General features: G+C 65.2%; 17 protein-coding genes. 7 read left to right on the top strand and 10 right to left on the bottom strand.

What is annotated here, in order from left to right:
- The coding region (locus AB0J47_RS32710) for a hypothetical protein (protein WP_364354985.1) at positions 1-279 on the bottom strand (279 nt) is incomplete at its 3' end.
- Between the two features lie 317 nt (positions 280-596).
- Entirely contained in the window at positions 597-2,621 is a 2,025-nt protein-coding gene (locus tag AB0J47_RS32705; protein ID WP_364354982.1) for a CocE/NonD family hydrolase, read from the bottom strand.
- A gap of 278 nt (positions 2,622-2,899) precedes the next feature.
- On the opposite strand from AB0J47_RS32705, the gene AB0J47_RS32700 reads away from it, so the two are divergent.
- Positions 2,900-3,493 carry a dihydrofolate reductase family protein gene (locus AB0J47_RS32700; protein ID WP_364354979.1) on the top strand — a complete coding sequence of 198 codons (594 nt, stop codon included), beginning with the start codon at positions 2,900-2,902 and terminating at the stop codon, positions 3,491-3,493.
- Position 3,494: 1 nt separating this feature from the next.
- Here the strand turns inward: AB0J47_RS32700 and AB0J47_RS32695 are convergent, their stop codons facing one another.
- Positions 3,495-4,226, bottom strand: coding sequence for a TetR/AcrR family transcriptional regulator (locus AB0J47_RS32695; protein WP_364354976.1), 732 nt, complete (start codon positions 4,224-4,226; stop codon positions 3,495-3,497).
- Between the two features lie 73 nt (positions 4,227-4,299).
- Here AB0J47_RS32695 and AB0J47_RS32690 point away from each other — a divergent pair, with 73 nt between their 5' ends.
- Positions 4,300-5,808 (top strand): FAD-dependent monooxygenase, encoded by a 1,509-nt coding sequence (locus AB0J47_RS32690; RefSeq protein WP_364354973.1) that lies wholly within the window; start codon positions 4,300-4,302, stop codon positions 5,806-5,808.
- A 2-nt stretch (positions 5,809-5,810) separates the two neighbouring features.
- Here the strand turns inward: AB0J47_RS32690 and AB0J47_RS32685 are convergent, their stop codons facing one another.
- Positions 5,811-6,350 (bottom strand): LppP/LprE family lipoprotein, encoded by a 540-nt coding sequence (locus AB0J47_RS32685; protein ID WP_364354970.1) that lies wholly within the window; start codon positions 6,348-6,350, stop codon positions 5,811-5,813.
- 169 nt (positions 6,351-6,519) lie between these two features.
- Between AB0J47_RS32685 and AB0J47_RS32680 the strand changes: the two genes are divergently transcribed.
- The 4 genes from AB0J47_RS32680 (at position 6,520) to AB0J47_RS32665 (ending at position 10,929) form a co-directional block, all read left to right on the top strand.
- On the top strand, positions 6,520-7,410 hold the full coding sequence (locus AB0J47_RS32680; RefSeq protein WP_364354967.1) for a bile acid:sodium symporter family protein: 891 nt from the start codon (positions 6,520-6,522) through the stop codon (positions 7,408-7,410).
- A 67-nt stretch (positions 7,411-7,477) separates the two neighbouring features.
- The gene (locus AB0J47_RS32675) at positions 7,478-9,199 is read left to right on the top strand and encodes a protein kinase (protein ID WP_364354964.1); all 1,722 of its coding nucleotides are present in this window, start codon (positions 7,478-7,480) and stop codon (positions 9,197-9,199) included.
- A 99-nt stretch (positions 9,200-9,298) separates the two neighbouring features.
- The gene (locus AB0J47_RS32670; RefSeq protein ID WP_364354961.1) at positions 9,299-9,667 is read left to right on the top strand and encodes a DUF1304 domain-containing protein; all 369 of its coding nucleotides are present in this window, start codon (positions 9,299-9,301) and stop codon (positions 9,665-9,667) included.
- A 173-nt stretch (positions 9,668-9,840) separates the two neighbouring features.
- Positions 9,841-10,929 carry a PQQ-dependent sugar dehydrogenase gene (locus AB0J47_RS32665; protein ID WP_364354994.1) on the top strand — a complete coding sequence of 363 codons (1,089 nt, stop codon included), beginning with the start codon at positions 9,841-9,843 and terminating at the stop codon, positions 10,927-10,929.
- Positions 10,930-10,935: 6 nt separating this feature from the next.
- Here AB0J47_RS32665 and AB0J47_RS32660 read toward each other — a convergent pair whose 3' ends face one another.
- Positions 10,936-11,625, bottom strand: a complete 690-nt coding sequence (locus tag AB0J47_RS32660) for a hemerythrin domain-containing protein (protein WP_364354958.1) — start codon at positions 11,623-11,625, stop codon at positions 10,936-10,938.
- 145 nt (positions 11,626-11,770) lie between these two features.
- On the opposite strand from AB0J47_RS32660, the gene AB0J47_RS32655 reads away from it, so the two are divergent.
- The gene (locus AB0J47_RS32655; RefSeq protein WP_364354955.1) at positions 11,771-12,421 is read left to right on the top strand and encodes a TetR/AcrR family transcriptional regulator; all 651 of its coding nucleotides are present in this window, start codon (positions 11,771-11,773) and stop codon (positions 12,419-12,421) included.
- Between the two features lie 11 nt (positions 12,422-12,432).
- On the opposite strand, the gene hutI is transcribed toward AB0J47_RS32655, so the two are convergent.
- The 5 genes from hutI to hutH all read right to left on the bottom strand — a co-directional run bounded on the left by hutI (position 12,433) and on the right by hutH (position 19,564).
- The gene (gene hutI, locus AB0J47_RS32650) at positions 12,433-13,602 is read right to left on the bottom strand and encodes an imidazolonepropionase (protein WP_364354952.1); all 1,170 of its coding nucleotides are present in this window, start codon (positions 13,600-13,602) and stop codon (positions 12,433-12,435) included.
- 50 nt (positions 13,603-13,652) lie between these two features.
- Positions 13,653-14,957 (bottom strand): formimidoylglutamate deiminase, encoded by a 1,305-nt coding sequence (locus tag AB0J47_RS32645; protein ID WP_364354949.1) that lies wholly within the window; start codon positions 14,955-14,957, stop codon positions 13,653-13,655.
- 61 nt (positions 14,958-15,018) lie between these two features.
- A complete protein-coding gene (locus tag AB0J47_RS32640; protein ID WP_364354946.1) occupies positions 15,019-16,218 on the bottom strand; it encodes an allantoate amidohydrolase in 1,200 nt (399 codons plus the stop codon).
- Positions 16,215-17,867, bottom strand: coding sequence for a urocanate hydratase (hutU, locus tag AB0J47_RS32635; protein ID WP_364354943.1), 1,653 nt, complete (start codon positions 17,865-17,867; stop codon positions 16,215-16,217). Before hutU ends, AB0J47_RS32640 begins: the two co-directional genes overlap by 4 nt.
- 140 nt (positions 17,868-18,007) lie before the next feature.
- Positions 18,008-19,564, bottom strand: coding sequence for a histidine ammonia-lyase (gene hutH, locus AB0J47_RS32630; RefSeq protein ID WP_364354940.1), 1,557 nt, complete (start codon positions 19,562-19,564; stop codon positions 18,008-18,010).
- Between the last annotated feature and the right edge of the window lie 15 nt (positions 19,565-19,579).

The following is a 19,579-nucleotide window of genomic DNA, read 5'->3' as shown; positions in this document are numbered from 1 at the left end:
AGAGGCCTTGACCTCCTCGAAACGAGGATCAGAGAAAGAAAGCGACATCGACCCGGAGAAGTCCTCGATCGGCGAAAGCTCCTCGAGCACCTCCTGCAGTCCGCCCGTCGAATCACCCACGCCGAGCGCGGCGGCGCGGGTCTCCCATTCTGGGCCGCCGATCAACCAGGCAAACGAATCGGTCTGCACGTCGAGCAGGCCGGGGACCTCCAGCGGCTCCCGGATCCTGGCGAAGGAAATCCGCTTCGGTGCACCGACCGTCCGACTCGATTCTGACAAGGTGCGTCCTTCCCCTCACGCAATGCGCGAACATCGCTTGTCTACTGACGAATTTCGCCCCGGCCACGCACCCGAACGAAACTCGCGCACCACGAAGGAAACATCACCACAGCGGATGATGTTTACAACGATTGGTTCGTGAGGTGGACAGGAGGCAACCAGCGCAACGTCCAAAATTACACTCACACTCATGGAATGTCGAGTGCGGAATCAGAATAGGAACCACTGTTTTTGGGTTACGTCGAACCCACGCTGAATTGCTTCCCATTTATAGAATAACTCGCCGCTCCCGGCTGAGTCAAGCTTTTCGCCACATTTCAGGGGATGGGCCGGTTCGTGGGCAGATTGACGAAGCTCGGCGCATCCGGATCGAGCTGCAGATATTGCGGCTTGAGTTCGGTGGCGTTGAGCATCGGCCGAAATGCCAATGCCTTCGGCGCGTTTCCGGCGAACACATCCACCCGCAGCCGGTGGCCGGGCAGCAAGAGGGCCTGTGTCGGGATGACCGCGATATCCAGCGTCACGGGGTTTCCCGGCACGACGGGCAGCATGCTCTCCAGGGTGATCGGGTTGTACGGGGCGGTGTAATCGCCGCTCGCCGAACGCACGCTCCGCGACTCGTCCACCGCGCGCAGTGACGCGGTGAGCTGGCCGGTGGTCAATACGGTCGATGTGCCGTCGGGCGCGACATCGTTGACGGTGACGTCCCAATAGCCGTCCCTCGCATCGTGAACCGCATTGAGGTGCACATTGATCGGCCCGGAGATCACGGTCGGCTCACTCATCTCCGCACTGGTGAAGGTCAGCCCGTTGCCCTCGGCAATACGGGAATCCTTGGCGCAGATATCGAATGGCGCGGCTAAACCGGCGGAGCCCTGCGCGGTATCGCGTGAGCATGCCGTGGTCATCCCGGGCGCGACCTGCAGGGCGACGCGCTCGTTCGGCTTCGTCGAGGCCAGTGACCCGTCGTGCACCGCGTGCTCGGCGGTATCGCTCGACGCCGAGGACAGGTAGACACGGTGATGTGTGACGTCGCGTTCCGGGAACTGCCCCAAGGTCTTCCAGCCCGAACCCTGCTCCCACAGCGTGATCGGCCCGAAGTCGCCGATGCCGTTGTCGATGCCCTTGAGCCACTTGTCGAACCACACCCGCTGCAGCACATCCAACCGCGGCGGCGCGCCGGGCGCACCGGTACCGGCACCCGGATTCGCATGGTAGGTATCGCCGATCAGTAACTGCTTCTTCGCCTGTGGCAGTGGGATGACGTTGTAAAGTTTGGACGCGCTATTGGCGAAGATGTCATGCCAGCCGCCATACATGAAGGTGGGCACCGTAATTCGCTCCGGATGCCCCAGGATCCCCTGCCGGAATTCACTGTTGTCGTCGAGTGCCGCGGCAAGTGCCGTCGGCACCCGGTCCAGCGACGGGGTGAGCAGCGCCTGGGCGAGCAGATCGGAATTGGTTGTCGGATCGGCCACCCTGGACTGGAGCCATTTCCAATCGAAGGTGCCGTTGAGCATCGCCTGCACATCGGGAATCAGCTTCGTCTGGTTCACATTGTTCAACCACAGCGGCAGGAAGGTCGTGCCGATGCCGCCGCCGGGCGCGACGACATCGCGCATGAGATCGCTGCCCGCCTCCACCGGGAAGATGGCTTTCAGTGCGGCAGGGGCGTTTTCGGCCGCCCGCAGTTGATTGATACCGGCATAGGAGCCGCCACTCATACCGACCGTGCCGTTGGACCACGGCTGCTCGGCCGCCCAATCGATCACCTCGAGGGTGTCCAATTGTTCACGCTTGCCGAGGGTGTTCCAGGCGCCCTGGGAGAAGCCGGTACCACGGACGTCCGCGACCACCAATGTGTAGCCGCTGCGGATGAGATTGCGGTCGATGCCGAGCACGGTTTGGATCATGCCGCCGTCGAGTGCGTGCATCAGCTCGCCGAATCCGCTGATCGGCGTGCCGGACAGATTGAGGCGCCGGACCATATCCATGGTGAAAGGCCGCAGCCCGGGCGCGGCGAAGGCCGAATCCACCAGATTGCTAATGAGTTTGGTGTAGGGCGTGAGATTCACGATCGTCGGCAACGGCTTGTCGACCACCGTGTTCGCCGCATCGACGGGCCGATACACATTCGCCTTGAGTATGACGCCGTCACTCATGCGAATCGGGACATCCCAGTCGATATGGACATCGGGGTACTCCTGCGGGCCGTCGTGCATAGCGGTCCATCGCTCACCGAGGGTGCTGTCGACGCTTTGCTCGGCGGTCGCGGAGCCACCAGCACTCGAAGCAAGTGCCACAACGGCGGCGACAACGGTCGCCAGTCGAACCCACCGCATAAGCGCAGGTGCCACTCCATGCCCCGACAACTCGTGATCCCCTCTCGATTGGTACGCAGCATGCAGACAAGGTCGTCCGATCGACGCGCGACGACCATAGCAACCCATTGGCGAATATCCCGCTAGGTTCGGTCCGTTCGGTTCGTCGGATATCCCGCAGACTCACTGGACCCATTCTGAGGCGTTATCGAACCGTGACCGATCTATGTCGAAGCACCGAGCCGCGCTCCGACCCACGGGTATGCGCCACCGAGGCGTGATGAACCGGAAGGATCGAAATGCGCAAGCTCATCGTCGTCAACATCATGTCGCTGGACGGCTACTTCGAAGGCCCGGGCGGCAATGTCATGGCCCTGCCGATGGACGAATCTTTCGACCGCACCAACCTCGAGCACATCCGGAATGCCGATACCGTCCTGCTCGGCGGCACGTCCTACGGGATGTTCAGCGCCTTCTGGCCGAATGTCGAGCACGATCCGACGTCCTCGACCACCAATCGCGAATTCTCCAAGCGCTACAACGCCATCGACAAGGTCGTGGTCTCCGACCACGCGGAACTTCCACCAGCGGACCACGCCTGGGCGAACAACACCCGCATCGTCGCCCGCTCCGATGTCTACGAGGCGATCGCTCAGCTGAAGCGACAGCCGGGCGGCGATATCGTCGTCTTCGCCAGCCGAATCCTGTGGAACGACCTGCTGATCCACGGCCTGGTGGATGAATTGCATCTGGTGATCGGGGCGACCACGCTCGGCGCGGGCACCCCGATCTTCATCGGCGACCATCCGGCCCTGCGACGGGTGGAAACCCGAACCTTCGAGGACTCCGACAACATCCTCACGCGCTACGTCCCGATCGATGCCGCGAACTGAGTTATCTCGGCAGTCGGAGACGATCCGTGATGCCGTCGAGCAGGCTGGTCAGCGTCCACTCGACGGGGTCGACGCCGGTGGTGGTGGTGCGCGCGGCGATCCAGCGTGCGAAGGCCGGGTAGCGACCGTCGGCGAGGATCGGCGCCAGCATCGGTCGCGCGGCGGCGGCCAGCTCGTCGTCGGTGCGCAGTCCGGCGCGGGCCCGCATGCGGTTCTCTTCGGCGAGTTGCAGGGCGGCGCCGATGAGGTGGCCGTCGACGGCCGCGGTGATCAGCGTCATATCGTCGGCGGCGATATCGAGGGGCTCCAAGAGGGCGAAACGGAAGTCGAAGTAGCGCAGCGCATTCGGCCCGAGCGGCGGTCTGGTATGCACGAGTTCACCGAACCAGAGGTGGCGCTGGATCACCGACCAGGTGGCCAGCGAAAGCTCTTCGAGTGCGGTGCGCCAATGCCCCGAAGGCGTTGCGGGCAGCGGAATCTCGCCGTAGACGGCGTCGATCATCAGGTCGACCAGACCGTCCTTGCTGCCGACATAGCGATACAGCGACATCGGCGTGGACGCACCGACCGCCGTGGCGATCCGCCGCATGGTCAGCGCCCGCGCACCCTCGGCATCAGCCACGGTCAATGCCGCACGCAGGATGCTCGCCCGGCTCAGCGTCGTGGTCGGTCGGCCCGGCGGTTCCGGGAGCGACCAGATCAACGGTCCGGGCGGCGACGAATCCTCACTCATGCCTCCACCTCGCTGGCGCTCGCCCACTGCCACCTCCTTGCCAGGCATTCAACCATTCGTGTACAACGTACACATGATGTACAAAGTACACGCACCTCGTGTTCTAATTGCCGGTGGCGGATTGGTCGGACTGTCGGCCGCGCTGTTCCTGCGTCGGCATGGCGTAGCAACGGTGCTGGTCGAACGCAGACCGAGCACCTCACCGCAACCCAAGGCCCGGCGCGTCAATATCCGGACCATGGAACTGTTCGGCCAGCTCGGCATTGCCGAGGAGGTGCTGGACGCGGCCCGCGACCTCGCCGAGTACCAGCAATTCGCGGCCGGTCCGACGCTCGCGCAGGCCGAACGAATCCCCTTCACGCTGCCCGGCGGGGTGCCGGACTGGTCGACCATCACCCCGGCCACCGCCTGCCTGTGTGCCCAGGACCTGCTGGAGCCGGTGCTGCGGCGCATTGCCGTGGCCCGCGGCTGCGATGTGCGATTCGGCGTCGAGCTCGCCGACTTCGTCGACGAGACCGATGGCATCACCGCCACGATCCGCGCCGCCGATGGCACGGTCGAGCGACTGCGAGCGGACTACCTGATCGCCGCCGACGGCGCGTCGAGTCCGATCCGCGAGCGGCTGGGTATTCCGCGCGATGGGCGTGGCACGCTCGGCCGAGCCGTCAACGTGTACTTCCGCGCCGATCTCGCCGGGTTGGTGCGCGGCCGCGAATTCAACCTCTGTCAGATCGAGAATGCCGACGCACCAGGAGCTTTCGCCTCGGTCGACGGGTCACAGCGCTGGATATTCACCACCACCGAGGGAGTTGACCGTCCCACGGATGAATGGCCGAGCGTCTTGCGAACGGCCATCGGCGTTCCCGATATTCCGATCGAGCTGGTCAGCGTATTGCCCTGGGAGCCAGGAATGTTCGTCGCCGAGCAATACCGTGTGGGCCGCGTTTTCCTGGCCGGTGACGCCGCACACGTCATGCCGCCCTTCGCCGCCGCGGGCGCGAATACCGGCATCGAGGATGTGCATAATCTCGCCTGGAAGTTGGCGGCTGTACTCCGCGACGAGGCCGATCCGACATTACTGGACACCTACCACGCCGAACGTCGCCCGGTCGGCTGGTATATCGCCGACCAGTCGAGCATCCGAACCGCCGACCTGCGCAGCATGAATCGCGAATCCACCGACGCCACACCACTCGCCGATCCGATCGCGCTGATCCTCGGGAATCGCTACCGTGCGGGTGCGTTCATCGACGACGGCAGCACGCACACCATGACGCATCTGGATCTCACCGGCCAACCCGGGACTCGACTGCCTCATCGCCGGCTTCCCGACGGTCGCTCCACGCTCGACCTCATCAAGACGTCCTGTGCCCTGCTGGTCGGTCCAGCAGGCACCGCATGGAAAGCCGATCCAGCGTTGGAAATCCATGAGCTCGACCAGGATTGGCCCGAAACCGTCGGCATATCCCCTGCCGGCGCGCTGCTCGTGCGCCCCGATCAGATCATTGCCTGGCGCATGCCGAGCCTGCCGCCTGATCCGCCCGCCGAGCTGCACACCGCCCTGGATCGCATATTGCGATGATGTTATTTCGGTGGCGTCCCGATCGTCTGGACTTGCTTTCCATCCCAATGGAATTGGACCGGCGTCAACGTGCCGTCCGGGCAGGCATTGCAACTACCCGGCGTCTTGTAGATCACACCGACGGTGTCATCGGTCGTGCGCCCCGGATCCAGCGAAGTGAACCCGAGACTGTCCCGCGTGCCGGTACCGACGAATTCGCCCTTGTGGAACAGCAGCACCTGATTCGGTGAACTACCGGTCGCGCCCTCGACGGTGATGATGACGGCCGATAGCGTGACGCACGGATCGAAGGTGCCCTCGAATCCGGCCGGATCGGTGGACCACGGCACCTTGGTGAGCGGATCGACGGGCAACGTCGCGATGGCCGAACTGATCACCGGCGCGGTCAGATCGACCCCACATTTCGCCGCAGGTGACGTGGTCGCCACCGTAGTGGTCGGGGCGAAATCGGTTATCCGGTCATCGTTATCACCCGAGCCGCATCCGGTCACACAGGTCAGTGCGATACCGAGGCCGAGCAAAACGAGCCGATAAGTCTGCATCGAGGGGAAGCCCTTCAGGTCGGACGAATATCTCGATCGCGCTGCGCACACCATCATCGCATCGTCGAATCCGGCGATCGCCGCGGCCGGTCTCCCACAGGTGGGGTCGCCACGGGGACGGTGAGTCGATAACGTCGATAACCGTCCGAGTCCTGATGAGGAGATCTGAATGGGTTCAACGATTTTCGCCGTGTTCCTACCGCTGGCCCTGGCGCTGGTTATGTTCGGACTCGGGTTGACCTTGACCGTCGACGATTTCGCCAGGGTGCTGCGGTATCCCAAGGCGGCGGTGGTCGCGCTGGTATGCCAGATGATCCTGCTGCCCACGATCTGCCTGGGTCTGGTCTATCTGTTCCGACTCGAGGGTGCGCTGGCCGTCGGGGTGATGTTACTGGTCGCCTCACCGGGCGGGCCGTCGGCGAATCTGTTCAGCCATATCGCCGGCGGCAATGTGGCCCTGAATATCACGCTGACCGCAATCAATTCGATTCTCGCCGTCTTCACCCTGCCGCTTGTGGTCACGCTGTCGTTCACGCTGTTCATGGACGATGACGCCGCGATCGGGCTGCGGCCGGATAAGTTCGCCCAAGTGTTCGCGATCGTGCTGGTCCCGGTCGCGGTGGGGATGTGGGTGCATCGCCGGTTCACCGACTGGGCCGAGCGGATGCGCAAGAACGTCAAGATCGTCTCGGCAGTGGTGCTGCTGTTGGTCGTCGTGGCGGCGGTGGGGCGCGAGTTCGACACGCTGACCGAGAATATCGGCAAGCTCGCCACGCTCAGTCTGTTGCTGTCGACGTTGAGCTTCGTCATCGGGTACACCGTGCCGCGCTTGTTCCGGGTGGAGACCGATCAGGCGATCGCCTCGGCGATGGAGATCGGCATCCACAACGGCGCGTTGGCCATCGCGGTCGCCTCGAGCGTGCTGCACAATTCGCAGATGGCGGTGCCGCCCGCGGTCTACGGGGTGCTGATGAATGTTCCGGCCGCCATCGCCGCATACTTGTTGGCGCGGCAGCTGCGCCGCGCGGCTCCCACACCGGTTCCGGCCGCCACCGGCTAGGGCGGCCGAGCGCGTCGATGGGTAGCCTTTGCGTGTTCGACGTCAGGTGAGAGGACCTCAGTTCGCGATGCGACCGCTCGGCACAGACGATCCCACGCGGATCGGGGACTACCGGCTACTCGGCCTGCTCGGTGCGGGCGGTATGGGCCGGGTGTACCTCGGGCGCAGCGCGGGTGGCCGCACGGTCGCGGTGAAAGTGATACGGCCGGATCTGATCGGCAACGAGTTCCGGGAGCGGTTCCGCCGCGAGGTCACCGCAGCGCGGCGGGTCGGCGGGAAGTACACCGCGCCGGTGCTCGACGCGGATGTGGATTCGACGCCGCCGTGGCTGGCGACCGGCTATGTGGCCGGATTCTCGTTGACCGATGCGGTCGAGCAGTTCGGCACATTCAACGAGAACACGCTGCTGGTGCTCGCGCACGGTCTGGCGGAGGCCTTGATCGCCGTGCACGACGCCGGGATTGTGCATCGCGATCTGAAACCGTCCAATGTGCTGCTCGCCGTGGACGGTCCGAAGGTGATCGACTTCGGCATCGCACGCGCCGCCGAGGACAGCGCACTGACGACCACCGGAAGTGTCATCGGCTCACCGGGCTTCATGTGTCCGGAGCAGGTGGTCGGACCGACCATGGGGCCCGAGGGTGATGTCTTCGCACTCGGCGGCGTGCTCGTTTACGCGGCAACCGGGCAGGGACCGTTCGGCTCCGGCGAGACGGTGCAGATGCTGTATCGGGTGGTGTACGAGGAGCCGCGCCTCGCGGCGGTGCCGGACCGGCTGCGGCCGCTCATCGCTGCCTGTCTGAACAAGGATGTGACAGCGCGGCCGACTCCGCAGCAGTTACTCGATCAGCTGGCCGAACTCGAGGTTCCGGAACGTGTCGGCTGGCTGCCCGCGCCGGTGCTCGAAGAGGTGAGTCGGCGGGCGGTTGCGCTGCTCGATCTGGAATCCGGGCCGGTCGAGGCGGTCGGGCCGGATCCGTCGCGGTCGGCGCCGACGATTTCGCGGCCGATGCCGCAATCGAATTCGGGGCCGCACGCAGCGCCCCATGCGCTGTCGCGGACTGGGACCGATGCGGTGGCTTGGCAGCCCGGAAATACCGCATGGCAATCCGGACCTCCTGGGCCACAAGCTAATTCGAGTCATGGTTATGCGCCCTATCCGCCTGCGCAGGATCGGTCGGGGCCGCAACCTGCCTACTACCACGCGCAGCCTGCGCCGAAGAGTCGGTCACGCCGGAGCGCATTGATCGTCGCGGCTTTGGTGGTGTGTCTCATCGTCGCGGGCGGCGCATTCCTCATCGGCACGCAGCTGACCGACAAGTCCTCCGATTCCGCGGCGACGGTGAGCACTTCGGCGGTGGCAACCACCGTCCCGCGCACGACCACCTCGATGACGCAGACCTCCGAGACGAGCACCTCGGCAGCGGCAACGGACTCCGTGATACCCGAAGCGTTCGTCGGCAAGTGGACCGGCACCGCAAGGGATGCGCTCGCCACCTTCGATGTCGAATTGACCATTCACGACGGGAAAGTCGGCGAGGAGCTCGCCTCCTCGGCCAATACCGGCCAGGCATCGCACAACCGTTGTGAACGCGCCGAACGTCTGACGAATGCGACCGATACCCAGCTCACCTTCGTGGCACGGCTCAGCGGCGGTGCGAGCGGGTGCATGGATGAAGGGTCGACATCGAAGGTAATCCTGCAGCCGGACGGTTCGGTCACCTACAGCTTCAGCGGCGGTTTCAGTGGTGTGCTCGGCGACGTCACCGGCACTCTGCACAAGAATTAGCGCGCGAGATTCATCGGGCGCGCCTTCCTACGCACTCGACGCCCATCGTCCATCCTGTGGACCGACAACGAGCCGAATCCGCGTGAAGGGATCAATCGAATGCGCATAGTAGCCGAAGTGCTGGTCGGCCTGGTGGCGTTGCTGCACATCTATATCTTGGTCATGGAGATGTTCCTGTGGACCACGCCGCGAGTGCGCGCGTCCTTCGGCAGCACCGTCGAATTCGCCGAGCAGACCAAGGTTTTGGCCGCCAACCAGGGCCTCTACAACGGCTTCCTGGCGGCCGGTCTGATCTGGGGCATCATCGCCTCGGACCCGGTCGGATTCGCCGCGATGATCTTCTTCACCGCATGTGTTGTCGTCGCCGGAATCTACGGTGCTGCGACCGCGAACCGTCGGATCCTGATCGTTCAGGCGCTGCCCGGCGCGATCGCCCTGGTCGCCGTCCTAGTGGCGGGCAGCAGCTAACCAACGCTTGCCGAACCGGCCGATGCGCGCGAGCTCGCCCGATGGCCGTGGTCCAGGACAGCTTCGCGACTCACATGGTGGATAGCGCCGTCGACACTAGTCCTGATGCCGTGGCGGGTAGGCGTGCGAGCGGGCACGATCGAGATAGCACCGCCGAATGATCAATCGGAGGGATACGCATGCGGAGATTCATCGGGATCGTGATCGCCGTGCTGATGGTGGGCGCGGTTACCGGATGCGGCGGCGATTCCGGTTCCGAAGCGAGCGTCGTCACGAGCACCGCACCAAGTACGCCGTCGGGTGTGCCGGATCTGGCGGCGGGGCAGGAGATCGTGCGCGATATCGATGTGCCGTGGGGGCTTGCCTTCCTGCCCGACGGTGATGTCCTGGTCGCAGAGCGGGATACCGGCCGAATTCTGCGGGTGGTGCCCGGCCGCCCGGCCGAGAAGGTGTACGAGGTTCCCGGGGTGGTCGCGCGGGGCGAGGGTGGTCTGTTGGGGCTGGCCGTGGCGGCGGATTATGCCGAAACACGGTATGTCTATGCGTATTTCACCGCTGCCGACGATAATCGGATCGTGCGGTTCCGGCTCGATGGGCAACCGGAAGTCATCTTCGCCGGTATCGCCAAGGCCGGGAACCACAATGGCGGACGGATCGCATTCGGGCCCGACGGCATGTTGTATATCGGTACCGGAGATGCGGCGCAGGGCAATAGATCTCAGGATCCGGCGAGCCCCAATGGCAAGATCTTGCGGCTGACGCCCGATGGCGCTGCGGCACCGGGCAATCCAACGCCCGGTTCGCCGGTTTACAGCCTGGGGCACCGCAATGTGCAAGGTCTGGCCTGGGATCGTTCAGGCAGACTCTTCGCCGCGGAGTTCGGTCAGGACGCGTTCGACGAGATCAATCCGATCGAGCCGGGCCACAACTACGGCTGGCCGATCGTCGAAGGTATGGGCGGCACGGAGCGGGGATTCACTGACCCGCAAGTCATTTGGAAACCTTCGGAGGCATCGCCGTCCGGCATCGCCATATCCGGCGACACCCTCTATGTGGCGGCGCTGCGCGGCGAACGATTGTGGACGGTTCCACTGCGCGACGGCACGCTGGGCACACCGCAGTCCTGGCTGCCCGACCTGGGCCGCCTGCGCACGGTGGCAATAGCCCCGGACGGCGCACTGTGGCTGACCACCTCCAACACGGACGGCCGCGGCGACGTCCGTGCCGGTGATGATCGGATCATCCGCTTCCCGGCGCGCTGAATTCGACTATCTGACAACCTTTCCGACCGAGCGCAGATCGCGACGCAGCAGTGCGGTCTCCCGTGCGTGGCCACGGCGGCCGAACACTCGATACAGCAGCCGGACGGGAACCGGGACTTCTCGCAGGAATTCCGACCATTCGCGCTCATCGGCCTCCTCGGCGATATGACCGAGGAATACCAGGGCCCGCCCTTTCGAGAACGACGCCATACCGCGCTTACCGAGCTCGGCCCACTCCGATGCGGTCAAGGTCGCCGCCACTATCGGCAGTGCCGTATCTTCTTCCAGGCGAAGATGTTCGGTGAGGGCCTCGTGTAGTCGGCGCAGCCCTTCGGCCAGCAGGTCGGTCGTTTCCGCACCGCCCTGATGTTCCCATTCGGACAGTTCGGCATCGAGACGCCGCATGATCGCATCGATCTGTTCGTGCTGGGTTTGCATGAGATCGAGCACCGTCGAATCCAGTTCCGCCGAAAGCAGTTTCGGCCATACCAGTTCGTCCTCATTGCGGTGCTGACGATGCAGCGCGGCAAGCATCTCACGTGCATGTGCACTCACTCGCGTCACCTGTTCGGCATCCGTGGGCGAGGTGGCCTCGACAATGTCTGCCAGCAAACGGAATTCGCGACGGAACACGCGGTGCACGAGCACCATGTCGTGGGTTCGACAGCCCGGGTCCTCGACAACCCGGCGGCTCATAACTCCTGCTCCAGCGCAGATCGAACATCCCCGATAGTCATTTAGTTCCTCCCGATACTAAATGCACTCCTGTGCAATAAGTGCAACTTAGTATAGTTTTGGCCGAGGCAGCACTGTCAAGATGGCACTCGGAGGACAAGCAGGAATGACCGAGCACCGCGCCCAGGTCAGCGAGACCAGCCAGGTCGAGGAAACCGCCCAGCTCACATCGGGCCGCGTCGCCCAGCGCCGACGCACCCGCAAAGCCATCGTCGACGCCTCCATGACATTGCTGAACCGCGGCATAGAACCCTCGGTCAATGACATCGCCGCCGCCGCGGACGTATCCAGACGCACTGTCTACCTGCATTTCCCAACTCTCGACCAGTTGATGCTCGATGCCACCATGAGCCTGCTCAGCGCGAACACCGATGAGGCGCTGACGAATATCCGTTCCGACGACCCGCGCGTACGCATCGGCGAATTGGCGCGGGCGATGGGTGCGCAGATCACCGAGCTGCTACCGATGGGGCGGCGGCTGGTGAAGCTCACCGTCGACCCGCCCGCGCAGGACGCACCGCCGCCCGGGCATCGTCGGGTGCGTTGGATCGAATGGGCGCTCGAACCATTGCGTGACCGCATGCCCCAGCCGCAATTCGACGATCTCGTGTCGAGTATTGCGCTCGTGGTGGGCTGGGAGGCGTTCATCGTGCTGATCGATGTACGCGCACTGGAACCCGACGTGGCCGTCGATGTATGTGCCCGCACCGCAATGACTCTCGTGAATGCCGCCCTCCACTCGCTCGAAAACTCATAGGCCGCGGCCGGTCACCCGGTGGCACTCGGCCATTCGGTCGTCGGAATGCGTTGCCCCAAGCGCCAAACGGCAAGCGTCAGTGGGACGCCTGGGCGGTACGCCAAATGGGTTACCGAGGGAGCGTCGAGTACCTGGAGATCGGCGCGCGTACCGACCTCGATGACCCCCACATCGTTGCGGCGCAACGCTTTCGCACCCGCGGCCGTTGCCGCGTACACCGCTTCGGCGATCGAGAGGCCCATTTGGAGTACCGACGTTGCCACGCAGTAGGCCATCGACGTGGTGTAGGAGCTGCCCGGATTGGCATTGGTAGCCAGGGCTACGATCGCGCCCGCGTCGAGCAGTGCGCGGGCCGGAGCAAGAGGCTGTCGGGTGGACAAATCGCAGGCAGGCAGGACGGTGGCGACGGTGTCCGAGGCGGCGAGGGCATCGATATCGGCTTCGGTGAGGTGGGTGCAGTGGTCCACGCTCGCTGCGCCGTGACGGACCGCCAGTTGCACGCCGGGGCCGGCGCCCAATTGATTGCCGTGTACGCGCAACCCGAGTCCGCGTGCGGCGGCGGCGCGCAGGACGCGATCGGACTGAGCTTCGTCGAAAGCGCCTGTCTCGCAGAAGACATCGGCCCAGCGCACATGCGGTGCGACCGCGTCGAGCATATCGCCGCAGACGAGGTCGACGTAGGTTTCGGCGTCGGTACCGGGCGGGACCAGGTGTGCGCCCAGGTAGGTCACCTCGTCGGCGATGGCGGCGGCGATTCGGGCCGAACGTGCCTCGTCGGGCACGCTCAGGCCGTATCCGGTTTTGGTCTCCAGGCAGGTCGTGCCCTGGCGGTAGGCCTCCGCGACATGGCGGCTCAGGTTGGCTGAAAGCTGTTCGTCGGAGGCGCTTCTGGTGGCGGCGACGGTCGTCGCGATACCACCGGCACGGTAGGGCTGGCCAGCCATTCTGGCCTCGAATTCGGCGGTGCGATCACCGGCGAAGACCAGGTGGGTGTGACTGTCGACCCAGCCGGGCAGCGCGGCGCGGCCGCCGATATCGACACGATAATCGGCGGCCGGTGCGGAGCTCGCCGGGCCGATCCAAGCGAAGCGTTCACCATCGAGCACCACCGCGGCATCGTGCAGCGGGCCGTCCGGTGCGTTGGTAGTCAGCTCACCGATTCCAGTGATGAGGGTCGACACGGTGCCCTTTCTGTCGGTGGAGATTCTGGTCTCGTCGTTGCCGCAAGCTGTCAAGGTGGGCACAAGGCCCGAATCTCGTCTCGCAGAATGATTTCGGGGTCCTCCACCAGCAAATGGCGACCCTCCGAGACCACCTGCCGCCCGGCGATCAGCACCGCGCGGATATCCGCGGCCGAGGCCGCGAACAATGCGGCCGTGGGTGCGGTGCCCGCGGTCCGGATCGAGTCGAGATCTACGGTGACCAGATCGGCAGCGGCACCCGCTTCGATGCGGCCCACTTCGGGCCAGCCGATCGATGCGTGATCGGTTGCCGCACTGAACAACTCCGCGATCTCGAATCGTCCACGAGTGCGGGATGCGAGGCGTTCGTTCAACTCCAGTGCACGCCACTCTTCGAAACCGTCGACGCTCGCGTGACTATCAGTGCCGAGGCACAGCCGGACTCCAGTGTCGAGAAGTTCGCGGGCCGGGCCGATGCCGTCGCCGAGATCGCGTTCGGTGGTCGGGCAGAAGCAAGCCCTCGACCGCGCGTCCGCCAGCATCTGGATATCGGCGGGTCTCATATGTGTGGCATGCACGGCTACCGTGTCCGGACCGAGCAACCCGCTTCGAGCCAATAGAGCGGTCGGCGTAAGCCCATGTGCAGCAAGGCAATCGCGGTTCTCGCCCGGTTGTTCCGAGAGGTGGACGTGCACCGGCCGACCATCTGCCTGTTGGGCGACCACCGCCAGCGCCTGCAGCGGTACCGCGCGCACCGAATGTGCGGCGACACCGGTGCGCACCAGCTCCGACTCCGGTTTGAACGCGGCGGCGCGCTCGGCCCAGGTCGCCGCATCACCGTCGCTGAAGCGAAGCTGGTGTTCGTTCGGCGGTTGACCGAATCCGCCACTGAGATAACAGGTATCGAGCAGGGTGAGCCGAATTCCCGCATCCCGTGCCGCTGCGGCCAGCGCCGCGCTCATCGCATTCGGATCGGCGTAGGTTACGCCGCCGGGTGCGTGATGCAGATAGTGGAATTCGCCGACGCTGGTGTATCCGGCGAGCACCATCTCCGCGTATACCGCGCGTGCGAGCCGGTAGTAGGAGTCAGGATCCAGCCGATCGGCGACGGCATACATCCGTTCCCGCCAGGTCCAGAACGAGCCTCGGGCATGGTGGGTGCGTCCGCGCAAGGCGCGATGGAAGGCGTGTGAGTGCGCATTCGCGAAACCGGGAACAGTCAAGCCGCGCAATACGTTTCCATTCGGCTCGGTTCCCCGGGCCACTGAGCGGATCGTCGATCCGGTGACATCGATCGTCACCCGTTCGGCCAAACCATCTGGCAGCCAGGCGTATTCGGCCCAATAGACGCTCATTCGGCCGCGCTCCCATGCATCGGATTCCGATGACACAGATCTGACGCCTGAACCCGCGTGCTCATTTCGCCAAATCCTCGAGCACGCGAGCCAGGCTCGCTGCGCCGAAGTCCACATCCGCGGGTTCGGAATACTCCTGCGGCGCATGGCTGATACCGGTCGGATTGCGCACGTAGAGCATGCCGGAGGGCACATGGGCCGCCAGGATCCCCGCATCGTGCCCCGCGCCGGTCGGTAGAGCGGGTACACCTCCCAGTACTGCGTCCATTCGGCCTCGCAGTGTCTCGTCGAAAACGACATCGTCCGAATAGGATTCCTCGGTAACAGTGATCTCGCAGCCCTCGGTGGCCGCCGCCTCGCGTGCGAATCCGGCGATATCCTCGACCAGCGCGGCGGTGCGGCCGTCTCCGGCGACGCGCGCGTCCAGCCACAGATCCACGGTCGAGGCAATGACATTCGTGCCGCCCGGTGTGGGCATCAGCTTGCCGACCGTAGCCCTGGCATCCTCGGTGGCCGCGGCAACCCGGCGCGCGGCCGCGATCACAGCGGCCGCGGGCAGCATCGGATCGTGACGGTCGGACATGCGGGTCGCACCCGCATGATTTCCCTGCCCGGTGAAGGAGAACCGGTAGCGCCCGTGCGCGATGATGCTGCTGCCGGTCGCGACCGGGCTGTCCAAGTCGATCAGTCCGCGTCCCTGTTCGACATGCAATTCGACGAAGCAGCCGATACTGGCGAGCGCTTCGGGATCCGCGCCGAATCGATCCGGATCCTGCCCCGCTTTGGCCGCGGCCTCCGCAAAGGTGATCCCAGCGGCGTCGCGTAGTCCGCGCGCCCGGTCGGCGTCGATGGCACCGGTGAGCAACCTCGACCCCAGGCATGGCACCCCGAAACGTCCACCCTCCTCCTCCGCGAACACCAATAGTGCGAGCGGCTTCACAGGAGTGAAACCCTCCGCGCGCAAGATATCCACTGCCGCGAGCGCGCTCGTCACTCCGAGCGGGCCATCGAACGCGCCCCCACCAGGCACCGAGTCCAGATGACTCCCCGTGACCACCGCACCGGCCCCCGGGCTCCCCCACCACGCCCAGACATTTCCGTTGCGATCCGTCGTTACATCCAGACCGCGCCGGGCCGCCTGCTCGATGAACCAATCCCGCAATTCCAGTTCGGCACGATCGAAGGCGTGCCGCGAGTATCCGCCGCGCCGTGCGTCGCGGCCCACATCCGCGATTTCGGCGAGCAGGCCATTCGCCGTCACTTGTTCTCCTGCATGGGGATTCGTACGCCACGTTCCTCGGCGACCGCGCTGGCCCGCTCGTACCCGGCATCCACATGCCGAATGACGCCCATACCAGGGTCATTGGTGAGCACGCGCTCGATCTTTTGCCCGGCCAACGCGGTTCCATCGGCGACACAGACCTGTCCGGCGTGAATGGACCGCCCCATGCCCACCCCGCCGCCGTGGTGAATCGAAACCCAGCTCGCGCCCGAAGCGGTGTTGACCAGCGCATTGAGCAGCGGCCAGTCGGCAATGGCATCGGATCCATCGGCCATGGCCTCGGTTTCGCGATACGGCGAGGCGACACTGCCGGAGTCGAGGTGGTCACGACCGATCACCACCGGGGCCCGCAAATCACCGTTGGCCACCATCTCGTTGAAGCGGAGTCCGGCCAGGTGTCGCTCACCGTAGCCGAGCCAGCAGATGCGGGCCGGAAGTCCTTGGTAGGCAACGCGTTCCCCGGCCATGCTGATCCAGCGGTGCAGGGATTCGTGCTCCGGGAACAGTTCCAGCATGGCGCGGTCGGTCGCGGCGATATCCGCCGGATCACCGGACAGCGCGGCCCAGCGGAACGGCCCCTTGCCCTCGCAGAACAAGGGTCGAATGTAGGCGGGCACGAAACCCGGGAAGTCGAAGGCCCGTTCGCAGCCACCGAGTTTCGCCTCACCTCGCAGCGAATTGCCATAGTCGAAGACCTCGGCACCACGATCGAGGAACCCGAGCATCGCATCGACGTGCTCGGCCATGGATTCGCGGGCGCGATCGGTGAATTCGTCGGGCTTCTTCGCGGCGTAATCGGCCCAGTCCTCGACTGCGACACCGCGCGGCAGGTACGCGAGGGGGTCGTGCGCCGAGGTCTGGTCGGTGACGATATCGATCTCGACACCCGCCGCGAGCAGCTTGGGCAGCACCTCGGACGCATTGCCGATCAGACCGACCGACAGCGCCTTTCGTTCCTTGCGCGCCTTCGACACCCGACGCACCGCATCATCGAAATCGGTGGCGATCTCGTCGAGATAGCGGTCGTGCACGCGCCGCTCGGCGCGCGCCGGATCGCATTCGACGACCAGGGCGACACCGCCGTTCATGGTTACCGCCAACGGCTGCGCACCGCCCATGCCGCCCAATCCTGCTGTGAGCGTGACGGTTCCGGCCAGGGTGCCACCGAAACGCTTATCCGCCACGGCGGCGAAGGTCTCGTAGGTGCCCTGCAGAATGCCCTGGGTGCCGATGTAGATCCACGAACCCGCGGTCATCTGCCCGTACATGGTGAGGCCGAGCGATTCCAGTCTGCGGAACTCCGGCCAGGTCGCCCAGTCCCCGACCAGATTCGAATTGGCGATCAGCACCCGCGGCGCCCATTCGTGCGTCCGGAATACGCCCACGGGCTTACCCGACTGGACCAGCAGGGTCTCGTCGGCCTCGAGCGTGGTGAGGGTGCGGGTGATTGCATCGAAGCTGGCCCAGTTCCGCGCCGCCTTACCGGTGCCGCCGTATACCACCAGGTCCTGCGGCCGCTCCGCCACGTCGGGATCGAGATTGTTCTGCAGCATCCGCAGGGCGCCCTCGGTCTGCCAGTTCTTGGCCGTCAGTTGCGTGCCGCGCGCCGCGCGCACTGTCCGTGTCATCGGATTGCCTCCATATCAACGAATTGCCGATCCGTCCCGCAGGTCGGTGTCGGATAGCTACTGGTGACCTCGCATGACCATGTGTGCGAGCCTGATTCGCCATGTGGGAACCGGATCGCTTCGGGTGTTGGCAAGGGAGCTCACTTTCCTGAGGTGTCGAGGAGGGGGGTGACCGCGGCCAGCAGTTCGCCGGAACGGATGAGTTCCGTCGCGGCGGCGATTTCCGGGGCGAGATGTCGGTCCGGTCCCGGACCGTCGACCTCGGTGCGCAACAGGGCGACAGCGGCCGCAGTGGCCGGGCCCGGATGCAATGGGCCTCGTAAATCCAACGCTCTTGCGGCCGTGAGATATTCGATGGCGAGCACAGCGGCCAGACCGTCGACGGCCCTGCGCAATTTGCGCGCGGCCGACCAGCCCATCGACACATGGTCTTCCTGCATCGCACTGCTCGGAATCGAATCCACCGAGGCGGGCATGGCGAGGCGCTTGAGCTCGCTTACGATTCCGGCCTGGGTGTACTGGGCGATCATGTGACCGGAATCGACACCAGGATCGGCCGCGAGGAAGGCCGGAAGGCCGTGCGAGCGTGCGACATCCAGCATCCGGTCGGTGCGCCGCTCCGCCATGCTCGCGACATCGGCGATCGGAATAGCCAGGAAGTCCAGGACATACGCCACCGGAGCGCCGTGGAAGTTGCCGTTGGATTCCAACCTGCCATCGGCGAGCACGACGGGGTTGTCGATCGCCGAGGCCATTTCGCGTTCGGCCACCAATTCGGCGTGCGCGACGGTGTCGCGGGCGGCACCGTGTACCTGCGGTGCGCAGCGCAACGAATACGCGTCCTGCACTCGGTTGCACTCCGGCCCCCGGTGGCTGGCAACGATTTCCGATCCCGCGAGCGCGGCCGCCATACGGCGCGCCGACACCGCTTGGCCCGGATGCGGACGCAACGCCTGCAAATCATCGGCGAAGACCCGGTCGGTGCCGAGGAGTGCCTCCACGCTCATGGCGGCGGTGATGTCGGCGACGTCGAGCAGTTGGTGCAGATCACTGATCGCGAGCGCCAGCATGCCGAGCATGCCGTCGGTGCCGTTGGTGAGCGCGAGCCCTTCCTTCTCGGCAAGAGTTACCGGGGTGATCCCCTTGGCACGCAAGGCTTCTGCGGCCGCAATCACCTTGCCGGAGGAGTCGGCGACCTCACCTTCCCCCATCAACGCCAAAGCGACCGCGGCCAAAGGCGCGAGATCGCCGGAGCAGCCGAGCGAGCCGAACTCGTGCACCACAGGCGTAATGCCCGCATTGATCAACGCGGCCAGGGTGCGAGCCGTCTCCGGTCGCACCCCGGTATGTCCCGTGGCCAGGGTGCGCAGCCGCAGCAGCATCATGGCGCGCACTACCTCGGTTTCGACCGGCGCGCCGGCGCCCGCGGCATGTGAGCGGATCAGCGACCGCTGCAGCGCGGCCCGACGCTCCGGCGGAATGTGCCGGGTGGCCAGTGCGCCGAAGCCGGTGGAGACGCCGTAGGTCGGGACCGTACCCGCGGCCAGCGCGTCGACATGCTGGCGCGCATGGGTCAGCCGCTTCTCGGCGGCCTCGCTGAATACCACCTTGGCGCCGTCGCGGGCAACGGCGACGATGCGTTCGATGGTCAGCGGTCCGTCCAGTTCCACGGGCGGTAACTGCGTGGTATCCGGCATAGGCCCATTCCACCG

The organism is Nocardia sp. NPDC049737 (assembly GCF_040674755.1).
Lineage (GTDB): Bacteria > Actinomycetota > Actinomycetes > Mycobacteriales > Mycobacteriaceae > Nocardia.
The sequence above is the reverse complement of the archived record's forward strand: the minus strand, read 5'-3'. Positions and strand labels throughout refer to the sequence as shown.

Coding starts and splice junctions, on each gene's coding strand:
- AB0J47_RS32705 (WP_364354982.1), bottom strand. CDS start 2,621: ATGCGGTGGGTTCGACTGGCGACCGTTGTCGCCGCCGTTGTGGCACTT.
- AB0J47_RS32700 (WP_364354979.1), top strand. CDS start 2,900: ATGCGCAAGCTCATCGTCGTCAACATCATGTCGCTGGACGGCTACTTC.
- AB0J47_RS32695 (WP_364354976.1), bottom strand. CDS start 4,226: ATGAGTGAGGATTCGTCGCCGCCCGGACCGTTGATCTGGTCGCTCCCG.
- AB0J47_RS32690 (WP_364354973.1), top strand. CDS start 4,300: ATGATGTACAAAGTACACGCACCTCGTGTTCTAATTGCCGGTGGCGGA.
- AB0J47_RS32685 (WP_364354970.1), bottom strand. CDS start 6,350: ATGCAGACTTATCGGCTCGTTTTGCTCGGCCTCGGTATCGCACTGACC.
- AB0J47_RS32680 (WP_364354967.1), top strand. CDS start 6,520: ATGGGTTCAACGATTTTCGCCGTGTTCCTACCGCTGGCCCTGGCGCTG.
- AB0J47_RS32675 (WP_364354964.1), top strand. CDS start 7,478: ATGCGACCGCTCGGCACAGACGATCCCACGCGGATCGGGGACTACCGG.
- AB0J47_RS32670 (WP_364354961.1), top strand. CDS start 9,299: ATGCGCATAGTAGCCGAAGTGCTGGTCGGCCTGGTGGCGTTGCTGCAC.
- AB0J47_RS32660 (WP_364354958.1), bottom strand. CDS start 11,625: ATGAGCCGCCGGGTTGTCGAGGACCCGGGCTGTCGAACCCACGACATG.
- AB0J47_RS32655 (WP_364354955.1), top strand. CDS start 11,771: ATGACCGAGCACCGCGCCCAGGTCAGCGAGACCAGCCAGGTCGAGGAA.
- AB0J47_RS32645 (WP_364354949.1), bottom strand. CDS start 14,957: ATGAGCGTCTATTGGGCCGAATACGCCTGGCTGCCAGATGGTTTGGCC.
- hutU (WP_364354943.1), bottom strand. CDS start 17,867: ATGACACGGACAGTGCGCGCGGCGCGCGGCACGCAACTGACGGCCAAG.
- hutH (WP_364354940.1), bottom strand. CDS start 19,564: ATGCCGGATACCACGCAGTTACCGCCCGTGGAACTGGACGGACCGCTG.